This is a genomic window from Methylobacterium sp. WL119 (assembly GCF_008039875.1).
Lineage (GTDB): Bacteria > Pseudomonadota > Alphaproteobacteria > Rhizobiales > Beijerinckiaceae > Methylobacterium.
Window position 1 is genome coordinate 1 of the sequence record NZ_VRUU01000030.1, and the last position, 16,132, is coordinate 16,132.

The window sequence follows — 16,132 nt, forward strand, 5'->3', positions numbered from 1 at the left end:
GGCCGGGGGATGCGATGCGTCTCGCCTGGGTCGACGTCGCCAAGGGCATCTGCATCCTCCTCGTGGTGATGATGCATTCCACCCTCGGCACCGGCGAGGCGATGGACGGCGAGGGTTTCCTCCACACGGTGGTGAGCTTCGCGAAGCCGTTCCGGATCCCGGACTTCTTCCTGCTGTCGGGCCTGTTCGTCGGCCGGGTGATCGACCGCGACTGGCGCTTGTTCGCCGACCGGCGTGTCGTCCACTTCGCCTACTTCTACGGGCTCTGGGTCGTCGTCCAGTCGCTCGCGAAGTATCCGGCGATCGTTGGCGAGGCCGGGCCCGGCGCCTTCGCGGCCCATCTCGTCCACGCGCTGATCGAGCCGTACGCGACGCTGTGGTTCATCTACCTGCTCGCGGTGTTCTCCGTGGTGACCAAGCTGCTGCGCCGCGTGCCGGCCGCGGTGCTCCTGGCCGGCGCCGCCCTGCTGCAGGTCGTGCCGATCGCGACCCCTTCCTATCTCGCGGAGGAGTTCTGCGCCCGCTACGTCTACTTCGTGGCCGGATACCTGTTCGCCGGGCGCATCTTCGCCTTGGCCGACCGGGTCGCGCGCAACCCAGGGCTGGCCTGTGCCGGACTGATGCTCTGGGCGGGGATCGAGGCCTGGCTCGCCTTCACGCCCTCGCAGCTGCCGGGGTACCCGACGCTCGCCAGCCTGCCGCTGGTCAGCCTGATCCTCGGCGGCGCCGGCGCGCTCGCCATCGTCGCCGGCGCCGCCCTGCTGACGTCGGCCGGGGGGCCGGTCACCGCGGCGTTGCGCGCCTGCGGGCAACGTTCGATCGTGATCTACCTCGCGTTCTTCCTGCCGATGGCGGTCACGCGGACGCTGCTGGTCAAGGTCGGGCTGATCGACGATGTCGGCCTCGCCAGCCTGACGGTGATGGTCGTCGCCGTGATCGTGCCGCTGGCCCTCGAGCGCGCGGTGCGCGGCACCGCCCTCCGCTTCCTGTTCGCCCGCCCGAAGGCGTTCCGCATCGCGAGGGCCCGGCAGGACCCCGCTCCGGCGCTGCAGCCGGCTTGAGCCGGCGCGCGCCGGTTTCGCGGTTCGTCTCAGCCTTCGAACCGTACTCCCAGCCGCCGGCCCTCGCGCCGGACGACGCGACAGCGCCGCGGCGGCTCGTAAGCGGTCACCCGCAGCGTGAACCGATCGGGGGCGACGATCTCGGCCGCGACCTCGATCTGCGCGCCGGTCTCCGAGACGTCCCAGACCAGGCATTCGCAGGGCTCCCCGCATTCGTCCGCGATCAGGCTCGCGACCTGGAAGGCGTCCTTGCGCGGGGTGCTGCGTCGATTGTCGCTCATGGCATCACCCCAAGGTCGAAGGCGGAGCGCATCTTGCGCGTAATCGCTTAGCAAAAGCCGCGTCCGGCGCCAAAAACCCCGGGGATTCGGCGACGCCGGGCCGCATCGCGGAGCGCGAACGCCAAGTCCCTGATCGTCAACGGGTTCTGAAAATCGGCGGTTAACATCCCTTAAACCCGCCGCATTTACCGTGCGGAACCGGGCCTCCGACGATCGCCGCAGCACCAACTTCGCAGGGCATCTCGGACGGGCCTCAGGACAGACGGGACGCATGGCGAACGGACGCGGACGGGACGGCCGGGGCGAACCGAACTTCGACGTGCCCGAGGGGCGCGGCGCGGGTCGGGGCGGCGCGGACCTTCGCCTGTCGCGGGCCGATCGCCCGGGAGGCGGCGTGGCCAGCAGAAGCCGAGACAGCGAGGACGCGGGCAGCCGCCGGGCGAAGCCGGCCGCCAAGGGCGGCGCGCGGCGTGGCGCTTCGTCGAAGAAGGTCCGGCGGCGCTCGCTGCTCGGGCGTGTGGTCTACGCCGGCTGGGTGCTCGGCCTGTGGGCGGTGGTCGGGATCGCCGGCCTGATCGCCTACCATGCCTCCCAGCTTCCGCCGATCGACCAGCTCGCGGTGCCCAAGCGCCCGCCGAACATCGCGATTCTCGCTTCCGACGGCTCGCTGCTCGCCAACCGCGGCGAGACCGGCGGTCGCGTCGTCGGCATCAAGGAGCTGCCGAGCTACCTGCCGCGCGCCTTCGTGGCGATCGAGGACCGGCGCTTCTACAGCCATTTCGGCGTCGACCCGGTCGGCATCCTGCGCGCCATCGGCCAGAACCTGACGCGCCGCGGCGTCGCCCAGGGCGGCTCGACCCTGACGCAGCAGCTCGCCAAGAACCTGTTCCTGACGCCCGAGCGGTCGGCCTCGCGCAAGATCCAGGAGGCGATCCTCGCCCTGTGGCTCGAGCACAAGTACAGCAAGGACGAGCTGCTCGAGCTCTACCTGAACCGGGTCTACTTCGGCGCCGGCGCCTACGGCGTCGAGGCGGCGGCGCAGCGCTACTTCGGCAAGCCGGCCAAGACCGTCAGCGTCGCGGAAGCCGCGATGCTCGGCGGCCTCGTCCAGGCGCCCTCGCGGCTGGCGCCGAACCGCAACCTGCCGGCGGCCCAGGCGCGCGCCGCCCAGGTGGTCGCGGCCATGCAGGAGCTCGGCTTTATCACCGCCCAGGACGCGAAGGTGGCGCTCGCCCAGCCGGCCCGGCCGGCGAGCACCCGCGGCGGCGGCTCGGCGAACTACGTCGCCGACCTCGTGATGGACGTGCTCGACGACTTCGTCGGCACGATCGAGGGCGACATCGTCGTGCAGACTACGGTCGACACCAACCTTCAGGCGACCGCCGAGAAGGCGCTCGTCGACGAGCTGAACGCCAAGGGCGGCCGCTACAACGTCGGCCAGGGCGCGCTGGTCTCGATGCGGCCGGACGGCGCGATCCGCGCGCTGATCGGCGGGCGCGACTATGCGCAGAGCCAGTTCAACCGCGCCACCACCGCCAAGCGCCAGCCCGGCTCCTCGTTCAAGCCGTTCGTCTACCTCGCCGCGGTCGAGCGCGGCGCGACGCCGGACACGGTGAAGGAGGACGCGCCGATCAAGATCGGCAACTGGCAGCCGGAGAACTACTCGCACCAGTACGAGGGCCCGGTCACGCTGCGGACCGCGCTCGCCCTGTCGCTCAACACCGTCGCGGTGCGCCTCGGCCAGGAGGTCGGCGCCAAGGCGGTGGTGCAGACCGCGCAGCGCCTCGGCATCACCTCGGCGCTGCAGGCCAACGGCTCGATCGCGCTCGGCACTTCCGAGGTGACGCCGCTGGAGATGGTCGGCGCCTACAGCGCCTTCGCCAACGGCGGCACCGGCGTGATCCCCTACGTCGTCGCCGGCGTGAAGGCTGCCGACGGCAAGGTGCTGTACAAGCGCGGGGAGGGCGGCCTCGGCCGCGTCATCGATCCGAACGCCGTCGGCATGATGAACGCGATGATGCACGAGACCTTCGTGATCGGCACCGCCAAGAAGGGCGACATCCCGGGCTGGGACCTCGCCGGCAAGACCGGCACCAGCCAGGATTTCCGCGATGCCTGGTTCATCGGCTATTCCGGCAGCCTGGTCACCGGGATCTGGCTCGGCAACGACGACGGCGAGCCGACCAAGAAGGCGTCGGGCGGCAACCTACCGGTCGAGATCTGGAAGACCTACATGAGCGTCGCGCTGAAGGGCCAGACGCCGGTGCCGTTGCCCGGCCTCAACCGCTGGCGCAAGGCGCCCGAGACGACTGCCTCGGTGGCGAGCGCGCCGAGCCCGGGCAACATCCTCGGCCAGATCTTCGGCGAGCCCCCGGCGCCGGCGCCCCGCCCGAATGCGGCCCGCCGTCCGGCGGCCCGCGACTCGGACGACCGCAACTTCATCGAGAAGCTGTTCGGCATCGGCGAGTGACGTGAGCGGACGGCTCGGCCGGCGCCCGCGTCGCGCGGCGGACCTGGCCCCCGAGGCGTCGCGCTGCGCGACGCCTCGCTCGGGCGGACGCCCTCAGGCGGCCAGCTCTTCCTCGTAGGCGACGAGCTTCCGCCCGGTCTTGATCGCCAGGTGGTACTGCTTGGCCGCGACCGCGTCGTGGATCGCCACGAGATACGGGGCCGCGCCCGGGATCGTCTTCAGGATCTCGGTCGACTGCATCACGAACAGGTTCTCCGCCTCCGCCGGATCGTCGGCGAGATAGATCACCTGCAGGGTCACGCAGAGCTTCTTGCACGGCGTGTCGGCGTCCGCCTCGCGGATGATCTCGCTCTCGCGCAGGAACTTGCACTGGGTCTCGACGAGGAAGACCGACCGCCGATCGCCGTTCCGGATCAGCGCTCCGTTGATGATCAGCCGCTCCGCGGGCTTCAGCTCGATGCGTAGGGCCATGCCGGCAACTCCATTCTAGAGACACCACGACCATCGACACGATCTGTTAATGTTGTTTGAACTCTCATCGCGTAATTGGGCGCAATACACCCTGCACACCCGCGATATGCCGGATTCGACCGGTCGATTTAACGCGTCGGTAGGTGGCGACATGTTTCTTCGTGAGGCCGGCAGAAAGCCGGTCTTCTGATCAAATATGGATCTCACCTCATGTCCGGCGTCTCTCTCACCGCTGCTACCCGCCAGAACCTGCTTTCGCTGCAGGATACGGCGTCCTTGTCCTCGACCACCCAGAACCGCCTCTCCACCGGCAAGAAGGTCTCCTCGGCCCTCGACAACCCGGTCAACTTCTTCACCGCGCAGAGCCTGTCGAACCGCTCCTCGGATCTCGGCACCCTGCTCGACAGCATCTCCAACGGCGTGCAGACGATCCAGGCGGCCAACCAGGGCCTGACCTCGATCCAGAAGCTCGTGGACTCGGCCAAGTCGACCGCCAACCAGGCACTCGCCACGCAGATCACCACCACCGGAACGGCCGCCGCTGCCTTCTCGGCCGCTGCCGGATCCGTTAACTTGGAAGTCAACGGCACCGCGGTCTCGACCACGCTGACCGCCAGCGACACCATCGACACGACCATCGCCAAGCTGAACACCGCCGTCAGCGCCCAAGGTGCGGGCAACGCGTTCAGCAAGGACGTCACCGGCACCAAGATCGTCGTCAACGGTACGGCCGATATCGAGTTCTCGTCGCCCGCCGACCAGACCGCGCTCGGCTTCACCAGCGGCGCCGCGAACGCGGGTCCCCAATACGGCACCACCTCGACGGCGGGTCAGAGCTCGAACCTGACGGTGACCGGGGTCAAGGAGCGCGCGGCCCTCGCCAAGCAGTACAACAGCCTGCTGACGCAGATCGACCAGCTCGCCAAGGACTCGAGCTTCAACGGCACCAACCTGCTGTCGAGCAGCGCGGCTTCGAACAAGCTGCACATCTCGTTCAACGAGAAGGACACCTCGAACCTCGACGTGCAGGGCGTCGATGCCACCTCGGGCGGCCTCAGCCTGACGTCGATCACCGGCAACTCCGGTGCGACTGCGGACGGCAAGGGCAACTTCCTTCTCGACAGCACGGTGACCTCGACGCTCACCAGCCTGACGAACGCGTCCTCGACCCTGCGCTCGCAGGCCTCGACCTTCGGCTCGAACCTGTCGGTGGTGCAGAACCGTCAGGACTTCACCAAGAACCTCCAGAACGTGCTCGACACCGGCGCCTCCAAGCTCACCGATGCCGACCTGAACGAGGAGGCCGCGAACTCCCAGGCCCTGTCGACCCGCCAGTCGCTCGGCATCTCGGCCCTCTCGCTGGCCAACCAGGCCCAGCAGGGCGTGCTTCAGCTCCTCCGCTAAGCACCGCCCACCATCACGACGCGACGAAGCGGCTGGGGCATCGCCCCGGCCGCTTTTTCATTTTCTGTCCGCGATGCGTCTTCGATCGTCGATCTTCCCTAATCACGCGCGCAGCCAACCGAAATCTCAGACTTCATTAACCGGAATGCAAGGAACGGCGTGCTTAGTTAACCCTAACATCGCCTAAGCAAGACGGATCATCCCATGTCCTCGGAAGTCACGCTCTCTGCCGCCACGCGCCAGAACCTGCTCTCGCTGCAGGATACGGCGGCGCTCTCGTCGACCACGCAGAACCGTCTTTCCACCGGCAAGAAGGTCTCCTCGGCCCTCGACAACCCGGTCAACTTCTTCACCGCGCAGAGCCTGTCGAACCGCTCCTCGGATCTCGGCACCCTGCTCGACAGCATCTCCAACGGCGTGCAGACGATCCAGGCGGCCAACCAGGGCCTGACCTCGATCCAGAAGCTCGTGGACTCGGCCAAGTCGACCGCCAACCAGGCACTCGCCACGCAGCTCAACACGAGCGGAACAGCCGGTGCCGCCTTCTCCGCCGCTGCCGGCACGATCAATTTGCAGGTCAACGGCACCGCGGTCTCGACCACGCTGACCGCCAGCGACACCATCGACACGACCATCGCCAAGCTGAACGCGGTGGTCGGTCCCCAGGGCGCGGGCAACGCGTTCAGCAAGGACACGACCGGCACGAAGATCGTCGTCAGCGCCAGCGCCGACCTCGAGTTCTCGACGCCCGCCGACCAGACCGCGCTCGGCTTCACCAGCGGCACCGCCAACTCCGGTCCCCAATACGGCACCACCTCGACGGCGGGTCAGAGCTCGAACCTGACGGTGACCGGGGTCAAGGAGCGCGCGGCCCTCGCCAAGCAGTACAACAGCCTGCTGACGCAGATCGACCAGCTCGCCAAGGACTCGAGCTTCAACGGCACCAATCTGCTGTCGAGCAGCGCCACCACCAACAAGCTGCACATCTCGTTCAACGAGAAGGACACCTCGAACCTCGACGTGCAGGGCGTCGATGCTACCTCGGTCGGCCTCAGCCTAACGGCGATCACCGGCAACTCCGGTGCATCCTCGAATGGGCAGGGCAACTTCCTGGTCGACAACGACGTCAAGACGACGCTCACCAGCCTGACGAACGCGTCCTCGACCCTGCGCTCGCAGGCCTCGACCTTCGGCTCGAACCTGTCGGTGGTGCAGAACCGCCAGGACTTCACCAAGAACCTGCAGAACGTGCTCGACACCGGCGCCTCCAAGCTCACCGATGCCGACCTGAACGAGGAGGCCGCGAACTCCCAGGCCCTGTCGACCCGCCAGTCGCTCGGCATCTCGGCCCTCTCGCTGGCCAACACCGCGCAGCAGGGAATCCTCCAGCTCCTGCGGTAGGCTGCGCCCACGCGCGTTCGGAGCGAGGCCGGGGCATCGCCCCGGCCTTTTTTCAGGCGTGAGGCCCGGCGGCGACCGGGGGCGAGGCCGGAACGGTTCGTTAACCATCGCAACGCGACAGTCGCGCGGGGGAGGCATCATGGCCCGACGCACGAATCATCGCGACCTGCCGGTCGCGTCCCAGCGACGATCCTCGACCGCGAGGCTGCTGAAGGATGCCTCGCTCGAGCAGCGGGCCGGACGGCTCGCGGCGGCCGAGCGGCAGTATCGCCGGGTGCTGGATGCCGACCCGCAGAACGCCGAAGCCAACTACAAGCTCGGCATCATCGCAAGCCAGACCGATCGCGTCGCGCTGGCGGTGCCGCATTTCGCGGCCGCGTTGAAGGCGGGGCCGGACCAGCCGCATTACTGGCTCTCGCTCGCCACCGCATTGCTCGGCGCCCGCCGGGTCGGAGACGCCCGCTCCGTGCTCGAGCGCTTCCGCGAGAAGCGCTTCGCCGATGCCGAGACCCAGGCGACGCTGACGGCGCTGATCGCCAACCTGTTCACCGAAGCGCACCAGCATTACGAGGACCGGCTGTTCAAGGACGCCGAGCCGCTGATCGACATGATCGTGATGCTCGACGAGGGCCACGTCGAAGCGCTCCACATGGCCGGCAGCATCGCCGCGCAGACGAACCGCCTGACCCTCGCCGTCGACCTCCTGCAGATCGCCGTCTCCCTCGACGACGACGCGCCGGTGATCAAGGGCAACCTCGGCACGATCCTCGCGCGCCAGGGACGCTACGGCGAGGCGAATGCCTGCTTCGACCGATCGATCGAGATCGATCCGAACAACCCGAACACCTTCAGCAACTTCGGGGTCGCCCTGCGCAAGCAGGGCCGCCTCCGCGACGCGATCGACCGCTTCGACGAGGCGCTTCGGCTTTGCCCCGACTTCGCGCAAGCCCACAGCAACCGCGGAAGCGCCCTGATGGACATGGGCCTGCTCGACGAGGCCATCGCCGCCTACGACGAGGCGCTGCGGATCGACCCGAGCCTGTCGTTCGTCCACAGCAACCGCCTGTTCACGAAGCTGTACTCCGCCGACTATACCGCCGAGGAACGCTTCGCCGACGCCCAGGCCTTCGGCCTTCGGTTCGCCGATCCGCTGCTGCGCCGCCGCCCGTTCGCGAACGATCGCGATCCCGAGCGCCGCCTGCGGGTCGGTTTCGTCTCGGGCGATTTCCGCGAGCATGCGGTCAACTACTTCTTCGAGCCTGCGCTGCACCGGTTCGATACGACGCAGATCGAGACCTTCGCCTTCTCCAACACGGTGAACGAGGACGCGGCGACGGAGCGCCTCAAGGCGAGCTTCGCCCACTGGCACTGCCTGTGCGGCCTCACCGACGACGAGGCGGCGGACCTGATCGAGGCGGAGGCGATCGACATCCTCGTCGACCTGTCCGGCCACACGGCCGAGAACCGCATCCTCGTCTTCGCCCGCAAGCCCGCCCCGATCCAGGTCGGCTGGATCGGCTATCCCGGAACGACCGGCATGGCGGCGATCGATTATCGCTTCACGGATATCTTCATTGAGCCGGACGGGACCGGCGATGATGTCAGCGTCGAGACGCTCTGGCGCCTGCCTCACGTGGTGGCCTGCTATCAGGCTCCCGCGGCCGACCTGCCGCTTTCAGGTCGTCCGCCTTCTGAAGACGCCGGCTACATCACCTTCGGATGCGTGAACCGCTACACCAAGGTGAGCGACCCGGCGCTCGTGGCCTGGCGCGACATTCTCCTGCGGGTTCCGGGATCGAGGCTGCTGCTGGAGATTGCCGACGTCGATGATCCGGATGTCGGTGCGCAGGTGAGGGCGAGGCTGCAGCGCCTCGGTCTCCCGCTCGACCGCGTGATCCTGATCCATCGCTCGCCCAGCAATCGCTACGTCCTCTACAATCGGATCGACATCGCCCTCGATCCGTTTCCCTACAATGGAGGAACGACGAGCTTCGACGCGCTATGGATGGGCGTGCCGTTCATCGCCCTCGAAGGCGAGCACGTCGTGTCCCGGATGGGATGCTCTGCCCTGGCCATCCTCGGCCTGCCGGAACTCTCAGGTCGCAGCACCGCGGCGTACATCGACATCGCAGCCACGCTGGCACTGGACCCGGACCGGCTCCGAGCGGTGCGCCGAGACCTGCGCGGCCGCTTGGCCCGCAGTCCGCACATGAGCCATGCGACCTTGGCCGCCGATGTCGAAGGTGCGTTCCGCCAGATGTGGCGGCGCTGGGCCGCGCCTCAGGAGCGTCACTCGGGCTAGGTCCCACCGCACGCGATCGAAACGGCGAACGCGACATGCGATCGGCGCCTCAACGCCTTGTGCCAGAACCCTTCTTCCGGAGGTTCCTTCCGGATGTCCACGATGCGCGAGGCGTTCAGAACGCGCCCCGCAAACGCGCATCATCGACGGTCTTGCAGATCGCGCTCTCGAGGGACGTCCAGGCATCGAGGCCCAGGCCGAGTCGGGCCTTCTCGATCGACGGTATGTACCGATGCGCGCTCGAGCCGCCCACCACCGGGCTTTCGATGACGATTCGGCCCTTTGGCGAGACCAGGGACGACACGAGGCCTGCGAGGTCGGCGATACTGATCGCCCGATCCGAGCCGACGTTGTAGACCTGTCCGGCATCGCCACGCACCAGCAAGGTGAGCAGCCAGTCCGCGAGATCTGCCGCATACAGGTAGGATCGTAACGGCCGGCCATCGCTCGCGACTACGACATCGCCGCCGCGCAGGGCATCCCGGATGAAGTTGCCGATGGCGAAATGCGTGTCCAGCGGCAAGCCAGGGCCGACGCAGGCGAACGGGCGTGCGACGACCGCATTGAGATCGTGATGCCGCCCGGCCGCCAGCATCAGGTCCTCGGCGGCGAGCTTGGCCTGCCCGTAGACTGCGGAGGCGCCGGTCGACGGGCGGCAGGGGCACGTCTCCGCCATCGCTTCGAGCTGCGAAGGCTGACGACCGTAGACGGCACCGGAACTCACATAGAGACACCGACGAACGCCGGCCTGCCGTGCGAAGTCGATCACCCTCCGCGTTCCATTCACGACCTGCGCCGTCAGGCCGTCTGGATCGCGTTGTCCCGCCTGGCTGGAATCGGTCGCCGCGTGGATGAGATAGTCGAATTGCCCTGGCGGAAGAGGAAAGCTGCGTACATCGCCCTCAAGCCAAGACACTTTCTCATGCCCTGGGATACGGCGCTGCGCCGATGCGACGTTTCGGGTGAGAAGGGTGATCTTCAGGTTCAGCGCGAAGGCGGCATCGGCCGCCGAGAGAACCGCGATCAGCCAACGACCGAAGAACCCGGTCCCCCCGGTGATGAACATGCGCGCATCGACGAGGCGAGACCAATCGACGGAATTCCTCCGCAAGACTTCGTTGATGTCCGCTCTGGGCAGGTGGTGCATGGGTCCGATGCGATCGAGCATCCCGATCAGAGATCTATCGCCGCTGGCGTGACCGCGATGTCGGTCACTTGCTCCAGAAGCTCACTGAACTTCAGCACGTGGCGTATGCCCATCGCATAGGCGCGCGAGGCGATGGCGCTCTCCCCTGAACGCGCCAGCACGATCACGACCTGCGGTTCATGCAATCGAAGCGTCTCCGGTCGCTGGATCGGGATCCCATGCGTTTCTGGCATCAATCCGGCCAGATACTTGTCGACCAGAAGATGAAGATCCGACGAGGTGAGGCCACCATACTTGACGAGAGCATCGAAGATCCGACCTGCACCCCAGTATGCGACTCTCTGTCGTTTCGCCAAGGGGCGCAGCTTCGTCTCGACGAGCCTCGCGAGGCGTTCGCGATTCCGGTGCAGCGTATCCGCGTATGCTCGGATCAGCGCCGCATTGTCGAGCGGAAGTGTCCCCTGCCCGTAGCCGGAGGGTTCGGGCATCATCTCGATCTTGCGGGCGAGAAGCGTGATGTTGAATGGATCTTCGCCACCCCTCGGAGACACGATCTCGAAGCCGGCAGCCTCGACAAGCCGTCGGAGGCTCGACGGATCGAAATGGAACACGTGCTTGTCGATGAAAAATTCCTCGACGATATCCGAGTGCCCGATCGAACTGATGTTCGGCACGTCCAACAGCATGAGAGCGCCTGGGCGCATGGCGCGCCAGATCGTCTGCAGCATTGCTACCGCAGAATTCGAATGCTCCAATGTTTGGCAATTGTAGACGAACCCGAATTTTTCTTGCGGGAGGTCGGAGTCCTCCAGCTTGCCCTTCCGGTAATTGACGCCCGGTGAATGCCGATAATCGACAATCCGTTCGTCGGGCTCGACCGCCCAGATCGCCGCATGTGGATGTCGTTGCTGAACCCAACGGAGGAAATCGCCACGGTTCGATCCGACATCGAGGATGTCGGTGACTCGAGACAAGTCCAGGCCCTCCACCAAACCGCAGACGGCTTCAAAACGAAGCCCTTTGCCATGGCGCACGTTGCCCCAATCTGCATCCGCGCTCAATGTCTGGCGGCGGTCGCGGGCGTAGGGCTGGAAACCGCTTTGCGTGAGGCCGCATTGCGAACAGACGAACACCGCCACGCCGCGGCGTGAATGAAGAGGGCTATAGAAGGCCGATGTCAGAGGCGTCGCGCATGCGTCGCAGGAGAGGCTAGTAGGAGACATGATAGGCTTTCTCCCCGACGTATCCCATGCGCGTCATCATCGGCCCGGCGATCTCTTGGAAGGCGGCCTCCTGAGCACGGGTCAGCTGGAAATCGATGGGAACGAATACATTTCGCGGAGTCTGAAGATAGTCGGAATAGACGGGATCGTAGTCGATGCCGATGAAATCGATCGTCCGTTTAAGAAGCTCTTCATCACGTGTGAGCTCCTCCAGTCGAACGAGTTTGACGCGATCATCCGGCAATTCCGCAAAACGTTCGGTGATCTCGCGACAATTCTCGGCCCAATGCCAAGCAACGCGTCGAAGACGGTCGAAATTCGGAAAAGCGCTTCCTAAAAACTGATCGGAACGTGGAATATTCCACCAGTAGCGCTTCTCGGGCGGCGGTTCCGGAAGGCTCACTTGGTCTCTCAACCAGGTCCTGAGAATCTCGACGCTATCGTCGTCGTACATTTCTTCCCGAAGCTTGTAGTAGAACGAGCTCGTGACCTTTCGCCCATCGCGGACGATGGCCAGGAATTTCGCGGTCGGGAACATCTCGCCGAGGGGTCGTATCAACCACGACAACTTGTTGGATGAATCGGCCCAGACGGCGTCCGACGCGTAGTGTATCGCCGCGCCGTGCAGGGGAGCGATCAGTCGTTTGGCCTCGTCCTCGGACGTCAATCCCATGTAGTATCGGGCCGCGATCCGCTGGATGGCGTTGCAAAGATATTCGTGGTGGATCTCGAGCCCTTCGGCGCCCGTGAGCATCCGAAACATCGTCCGCGTGCCGCTCCGGCCGCTGCCCACGATGAAAACGGGCTTTGTGTGCGTTCCCATTGTCTTAGTGCCTTATCGCGGGCGAGAATCGTCAGTCGGTTCGATCTGTCGATCGGTGCCGGACGATCAGGTACTCGGGCACGGTCTCCGAGGCCGGATCGAGCGGAACGATCATGTTGGCGCGGAACTCGTCGCGCGGCAGCAGCGGCGACATGTCCTCCAGCGGCATCGAGCGCATTGATCCGTCGGCCTGGGGCAGGGCCGCCGATTTCGGGAACAGCGCCTCGGTTTCGATCACGCGCACGTCGACGAGGAGCGGCCCCGGGTGATCGAGCGCGCGCCGGATGCCGTCGCGCAGGTCGGCGACGTCCGAGATCGCGAACGCGTCCCAGCCGAAGGTCTTGGCCAGCGCGACGAGATCGGGGATGTCGAGCTTGGCCTGCGGCCCGCTGCCGACGTAGCGGCCCTCGAAGTAGTTGCGCTGCGTCGTGCGGATCGAGGCGTAGCCGTTGTTGTTGAACACGAACATCCGAACCGGCATCCCGAGGCTGGCAATCGTCTGCAGTTCCTGCACGTTCATCATCAGCGAGCCGTCGCTCTCGATCCCGACGAAGGGCCGGCGGTCGGACGCCATGTAGGCGCCGATCATCGCCGGCAGGCCGTAGCCCATCGCGCCGAGACCCGAGGTCAGGAACACCCGTTGGCCCGGCTTGTTCTGAAAGCCGGTGTGGAAGAACTCGACCGCCAGGCCGGAGCTTCCGGTGACGATCAGGCCGTCCTCCGGCAGTTCCTCGGACAGCATCTGGGTCAGGTGGAAATGGCCGATCGGCCCTTCTGTCGGGAAGGGCGCGCCGTCGTTGATCGGATAGCGCCGCTTCCAGTCGGCGCAGCGCGCGAGCCAGCCGGACCGGTCGACCGGCGCGGCCTCGCGCGCCCGCGGCAGGAGCCGTCCGATGAAGTCGCGCGCGTCGGCCTCGATCCTCAAGGAGAAGCCGGCATTCTCCGAGAACTTGGCCAGCTCGGCGGCATCGACGTCGACGACGACCTTCTGCGCGTGACGGCCGAACTTGGCCGGGTTGTGCGCGGTGACGACGTTGTCGAGGCGCGCGCCGATCGCGATCACGAGGTCGGCGTTCTGGACCGCGAAGTTCGGCGCGCGCAGCGCCACCGTGCCGGGCTTGCCGACGCTCAGGGGATGGGCCGCCGGGATCAGGTCGGCGGCGTTCCACGTCGTCACCACCGGGATCTGCAACGTCTCGTAGAGCTCGCGGAACGCGCCCGCCGCCTCCGCCAGGCGGATGCCGTGCCCCGCCAGGATGATCGGCCGCTCCGCCCGCGCCACCATGCCCATCACGGCATCCAGCTGCGCCTCGGTCGGGCCGGTGCTCGCGTCGGGCGACGGCGGCGCGAAGCCGGCGAGCGCGGCGACGTCGATCGTCGCGTTCTGCACGTCCAGCGGAATGTCGAGCCAGACCGGCCCGCGCCGCCCCGTCGTCGCGCGGTGCACCGCCTCCTCGAGATGCCGGCGGATCGCCGCCGGCTCCATCACCGTCGCGGCGTATTTGGTGATCGGCCGCACGATCGAGACGATGTCGACCTCCTGCGGCCCCATCTGCCGGACGCCGCTCGCGCCGATGAGGTCGTCGCGCTTCACCTGGCCCGAGATGATCAGCAGCGGCACGGACTCGATCCAGGCGCCGGCGCATCCGGTGATGGCGTTCGTCGCCCCCGGGCCCGTCGTCACCAGGGCGCAGCCGAGGCGCCCGTTCACCCGCGCATAGGCTTCGGCCGCGATGGCCGAGGCCTGCTCGTGATGGTTCGGGACGTAGGTCAGGGCGGGGCAGGCGCCGACGGCATCGACGAGGTACATCGCGCCGCCGCCGGGCACGAGGAAGACGCAGCCGACCCCTTGGGCGGCCACGAACTCCGCGACGTAATCGGCCAGGCGCCGGAGATGGGTGGTCATCGCGGGTGGGTCTCTCGGTGGTGCGGCAGGCTCGGAGATCGGCCGGGGGCGTCGGTCAGGCGAGCCAGTAGCGCAGGAAGGTCTTGCGATCCGGGTTCTGCCCGATCGCCGGATCGGTGTAGAACGAGTCGTCGATCGCGTGGGTGGAGGAGATCTCCTCGAACACCGCCCCGGTCCGGCTCTCGAAGGCGTGCCGCGTGCCCGGCGTGATCGTCACCACCGAGCCCGGCCGGCAGACCTGATCCTCGCCGTCGAGCCGCAGGACGAGATCGCCGTGCAGCATGTGGAAGGTCTCCTCCTTGCGCGCGTGGTACTGCTCGGGATGCGACTGCCCCGGCAGGACGACGATGAGCTTCTTGCAATAGCCGCGGTTGACCACGGTCACCATCGTGATGCCGACCCGATCGAACCGCTCGAGACCGTAATGGTGCGAGATCTCGAGCTCGGCCTCGCCCGGCACCACCCCGCGGCTCTCGCTGAGCAGGGCCTTCACACGCTCGACGATCGACAGGATCCGTGCCCGGACCTCCTCCCGCCGCGTGGCGGCGGACGTGACCGGGGCCGCGGCGGGGATGTCGTCGGTCGCGGTGTAGTGCGTGTACTTCGACCAGTCGTTGGCGGTGACCTGGCCCGGCTGCGCGGGGATCGCGAAGAACACGTCCTCGGCCTTGAGCCGCTGTCCCTTGGCGATCGGCCGCTTCGCGAACACGCCCCGGCGCAGGTCGCGCAGGGCGTCGCGTTCCTCCCGCGACGGCTCGACCCGCTCTCCCGTCACCCCGGCGCAGGCATAGGCCTTCCGGGCCGAATCCAGCCAGGCCCGCGCCTGGGCGGGCGATGCGGAGTAGGCGTTGAGCGCGTAGGTTTCGGTCGGGACGCCGACATGCTTCTCGAACAGCGTAGCGCCCTTCGCGATCGCCATCGCGACGGGCAGCGTCTCGTTCGGGTCCTCGTGCGTCGAGTATCCGATGCGCAGGTGGGGATAGCGCGCGCGCAGGAGATCGATCTGGTTGAGCTGCAGGTCGCTCGCGGGCGTCGGATACTGCGCGACGCAGGTCATCAGCGCGAAATCGCACTCGCGGTGGCGCATGAAGGACACGATGTTGTCGATGTCGAGCAGCTCGATCCCGGCGGTCGAGCCGACGACGGGCAGATCGGTCCGCCCGATCGCCTCGATCAGCGGCCAGTCGGTGAACGAGCAGCTCGCGATCTTCAGGATGTCGAAGCCGTCCGCGACGATGCGATCGACGGAGGCCTCGTCGAAGGGCGTGCACATGGCGATCAGCCCGTGCTCCTTGATCCGCGCGACCAGGCGGCGCGTCTGCGCGCGGTCCAGGCGGGTTTCGGAGAACCGCTTGATGTACTTGATGTCGGCCCGACCCTGGAAATCCGGGTGGATGAAGGTGTCGAGCTCGCGGAACTGGAGCTTGATCGCGAAGGCGAAATCGTAGCCGCGGGCCAGGGCTGCGAATTCGTCGACGATGCGGAGCCCATGCTCGACGTCGCCCATGTGGTTGTTGGCCAGCTCGAAGATGAACAGGCGCTCCGGGATCCGGGAGGCGGCATGCGGCGTCTGGGATTGTGACATGGATTGGGTCTCGCTCGGCCGCGCGCGTCGGACCTTCGACCGCCTGCGACAGCTCCTC

The 16,132-nt window shown here is 66.9% G+C and carries 12 protein-coding genes; 5 read left to right on the plus strand and 7 right to left on the minus strand.

What is annotated here, in order from left to right:
- The first annotated feature begins 14 nt into the window (after positions 1-14).
- On the plus strand, positions 15-1,061 hold the full coding sequence (locus FV227_RS12970) for an acyltransferase family protein (protein WP_147859104.1): 1,047 nt from the start codon (positions 15-17) through the stop codon (positions 1,059-1,061).
- 29 nt (positions 1,062-1,090) lie between these two features.
- Here the strand turns inward: FV227_RS12970 and FV227_RS12975 are convergent, their stop codons facing one another.
- The gene (locus FV227_RS12975) at positions 1,091-1,342 is read right to left on the minus strand and encodes a PilZ domain-containing protein (protein ID WP_147729070.1); all 252 of its coding nucleotides are present in this window, start codon (positions 1,340-1,342) and stop codon (positions 1,091-1,093) included.
- A gap of 271 nt (positions 1,343-1,613) precedes the next feature.
- Here FV227_RS12975 and FV227_RS12980 point away from each other — a divergent pair, with 271 nt between their 5' ends.
- Positions 1,614-3,812: a transglycosylase domain-containing protein gene (locus FV227_RS12980; RefSeq protein ID WP_147859105.1), complete on the plus strand. Its 2,199-nt coding sequence runs from the start codon at positions 1,614-1,616 to the stop codon at positions 3,810-3,812.
- A gap of 93 nt (positions 3,813-3,905) precedes the next feature.
- Here the strand turns inward: FV227_RS12980 and FV227_RS12985 are convergent, their stop codons facing one another.
- On the minus strand, positions 3,906-4,283 hold the full coding sequence (locus FV227_RS12985; protein WP_147859106.1) for a flagellar biosynthesis repressor FlbT: 378 nt from the start codon (positions 4,281-4,283) through the stop codon (positions 3,906-3,908).
- A 210-nt stretch (positions 4,284-4,493) separates the two neighbouring features.
- On the opposite strand from FV227_RS12985, the gene FV227_RS12990 reads away from it, so the two are divergent.
- The 3 genes from FV227_RS12990 (at position 4,494) to FV227_RS13000 (ending at position 9,390) form a co-directional block, all read left to right on the plus strand.
- Entirely contained in the window at positions 4,494-5,687 is a 1,194-nt protein-coding gene (locus tag FV227_RS12990; RefSeq protein ID WP_147859107.1) for a flagellin, read from the plus strand.
- Between the two features lie 204 nt (positions 5,688-5,891).
- Positions 5,892-7,088 (plus strand): flagellin, encoded by a 1,197-nt coding sequence (locus FV227_RS12995; RefSeq protein WP_147859108.1) that lies wholly within the window; start codon positions 5,892-5,894, stop codon positions 7,086-7,088.
- A 139-nt stretch (positions 7,089-7,227) separates the two neighbouring features.
- Positions 7,228-9,390 carry a tetratricopeptide repeat protein gene (locus FV227_RS13000; RefSeq protein WP_147859109.1) on the plus strand — a complete coding sequence of 721 codons (2,163 nt, stop codon included), beginning with the start codon at positions 7,228-7,230 and terminating at the stop codon, positions 9,388-9,390.
- 115 nt (positions 9,391-9,505) lie between these two features.
- On the opposite strand, the gene FV227_RS13005 is transcribed toward FV227_RS13000, so the two are convergent.
- The 5 genes from FV227_RS13005 to FV227_RS13025 form a co-directional block, all read right to left on the minus strand.
- Positions 9,506-10,558, minus strand: a complete 1,053-nt coding sequence (locus tag FV227_RS13005) for an NAD(P)-dependent oxidoreductase (RefSeq protein WP_147859110.1) — start codon at positions 10,556-10,558, stop codon at positions 9,506-9,508.
- Between the two features lie 5 nt (positions 10,559-10,563).
- Positions 10,564-11,676, minus strand: coding sequence for a class I SAM-dependent methyltransferase (locus FV227_RS13010; RefSeq protein WP_187274784.1), 1,113 nt, complete (start codon positions 11,674-11,676; stop codon positions 10,564-10,566).
- Between the two features lie 70 nt (positions 11,677-11,746).
- Positions 11,747-12,583, minus strand: coding sequence for a sulfotransferase (locus FV227_RS13015; protein WP_147859112.1), 837 nt, complete (start codon positions 12,581-12,583; stop codon positions 11,747-11,749).
- Positions 12,584-12,614: 31 nt separating this feature from the next.
- Positions 12,615-14,489: a thiamine pyrophosphate-binding protein gene (locus FV227_RS13020; protein WP_147859113.1), complete on the minus strand. Its 1,875-nt coding sequence runs from the start codon at positions 14,487-14,489 to the stop codon at positions 12,615-12,617.
- A gap of 55 nt (positions 14,490-14,544) precedes the next feature.
- Complete coding sequence (locus FV227_RS13025; RefSeq protein ID WP_187274785.1) at positions 14,545-16,074, minus strand: N-acetylneuraminate synthase family protein; 1,530 nt, start codon at positions 16,072-16,074, stop codon at positions 14,545-14,547.
- Between the last annotated feature and the right edge of the window lie 58 nt (positions 16,075-16,132).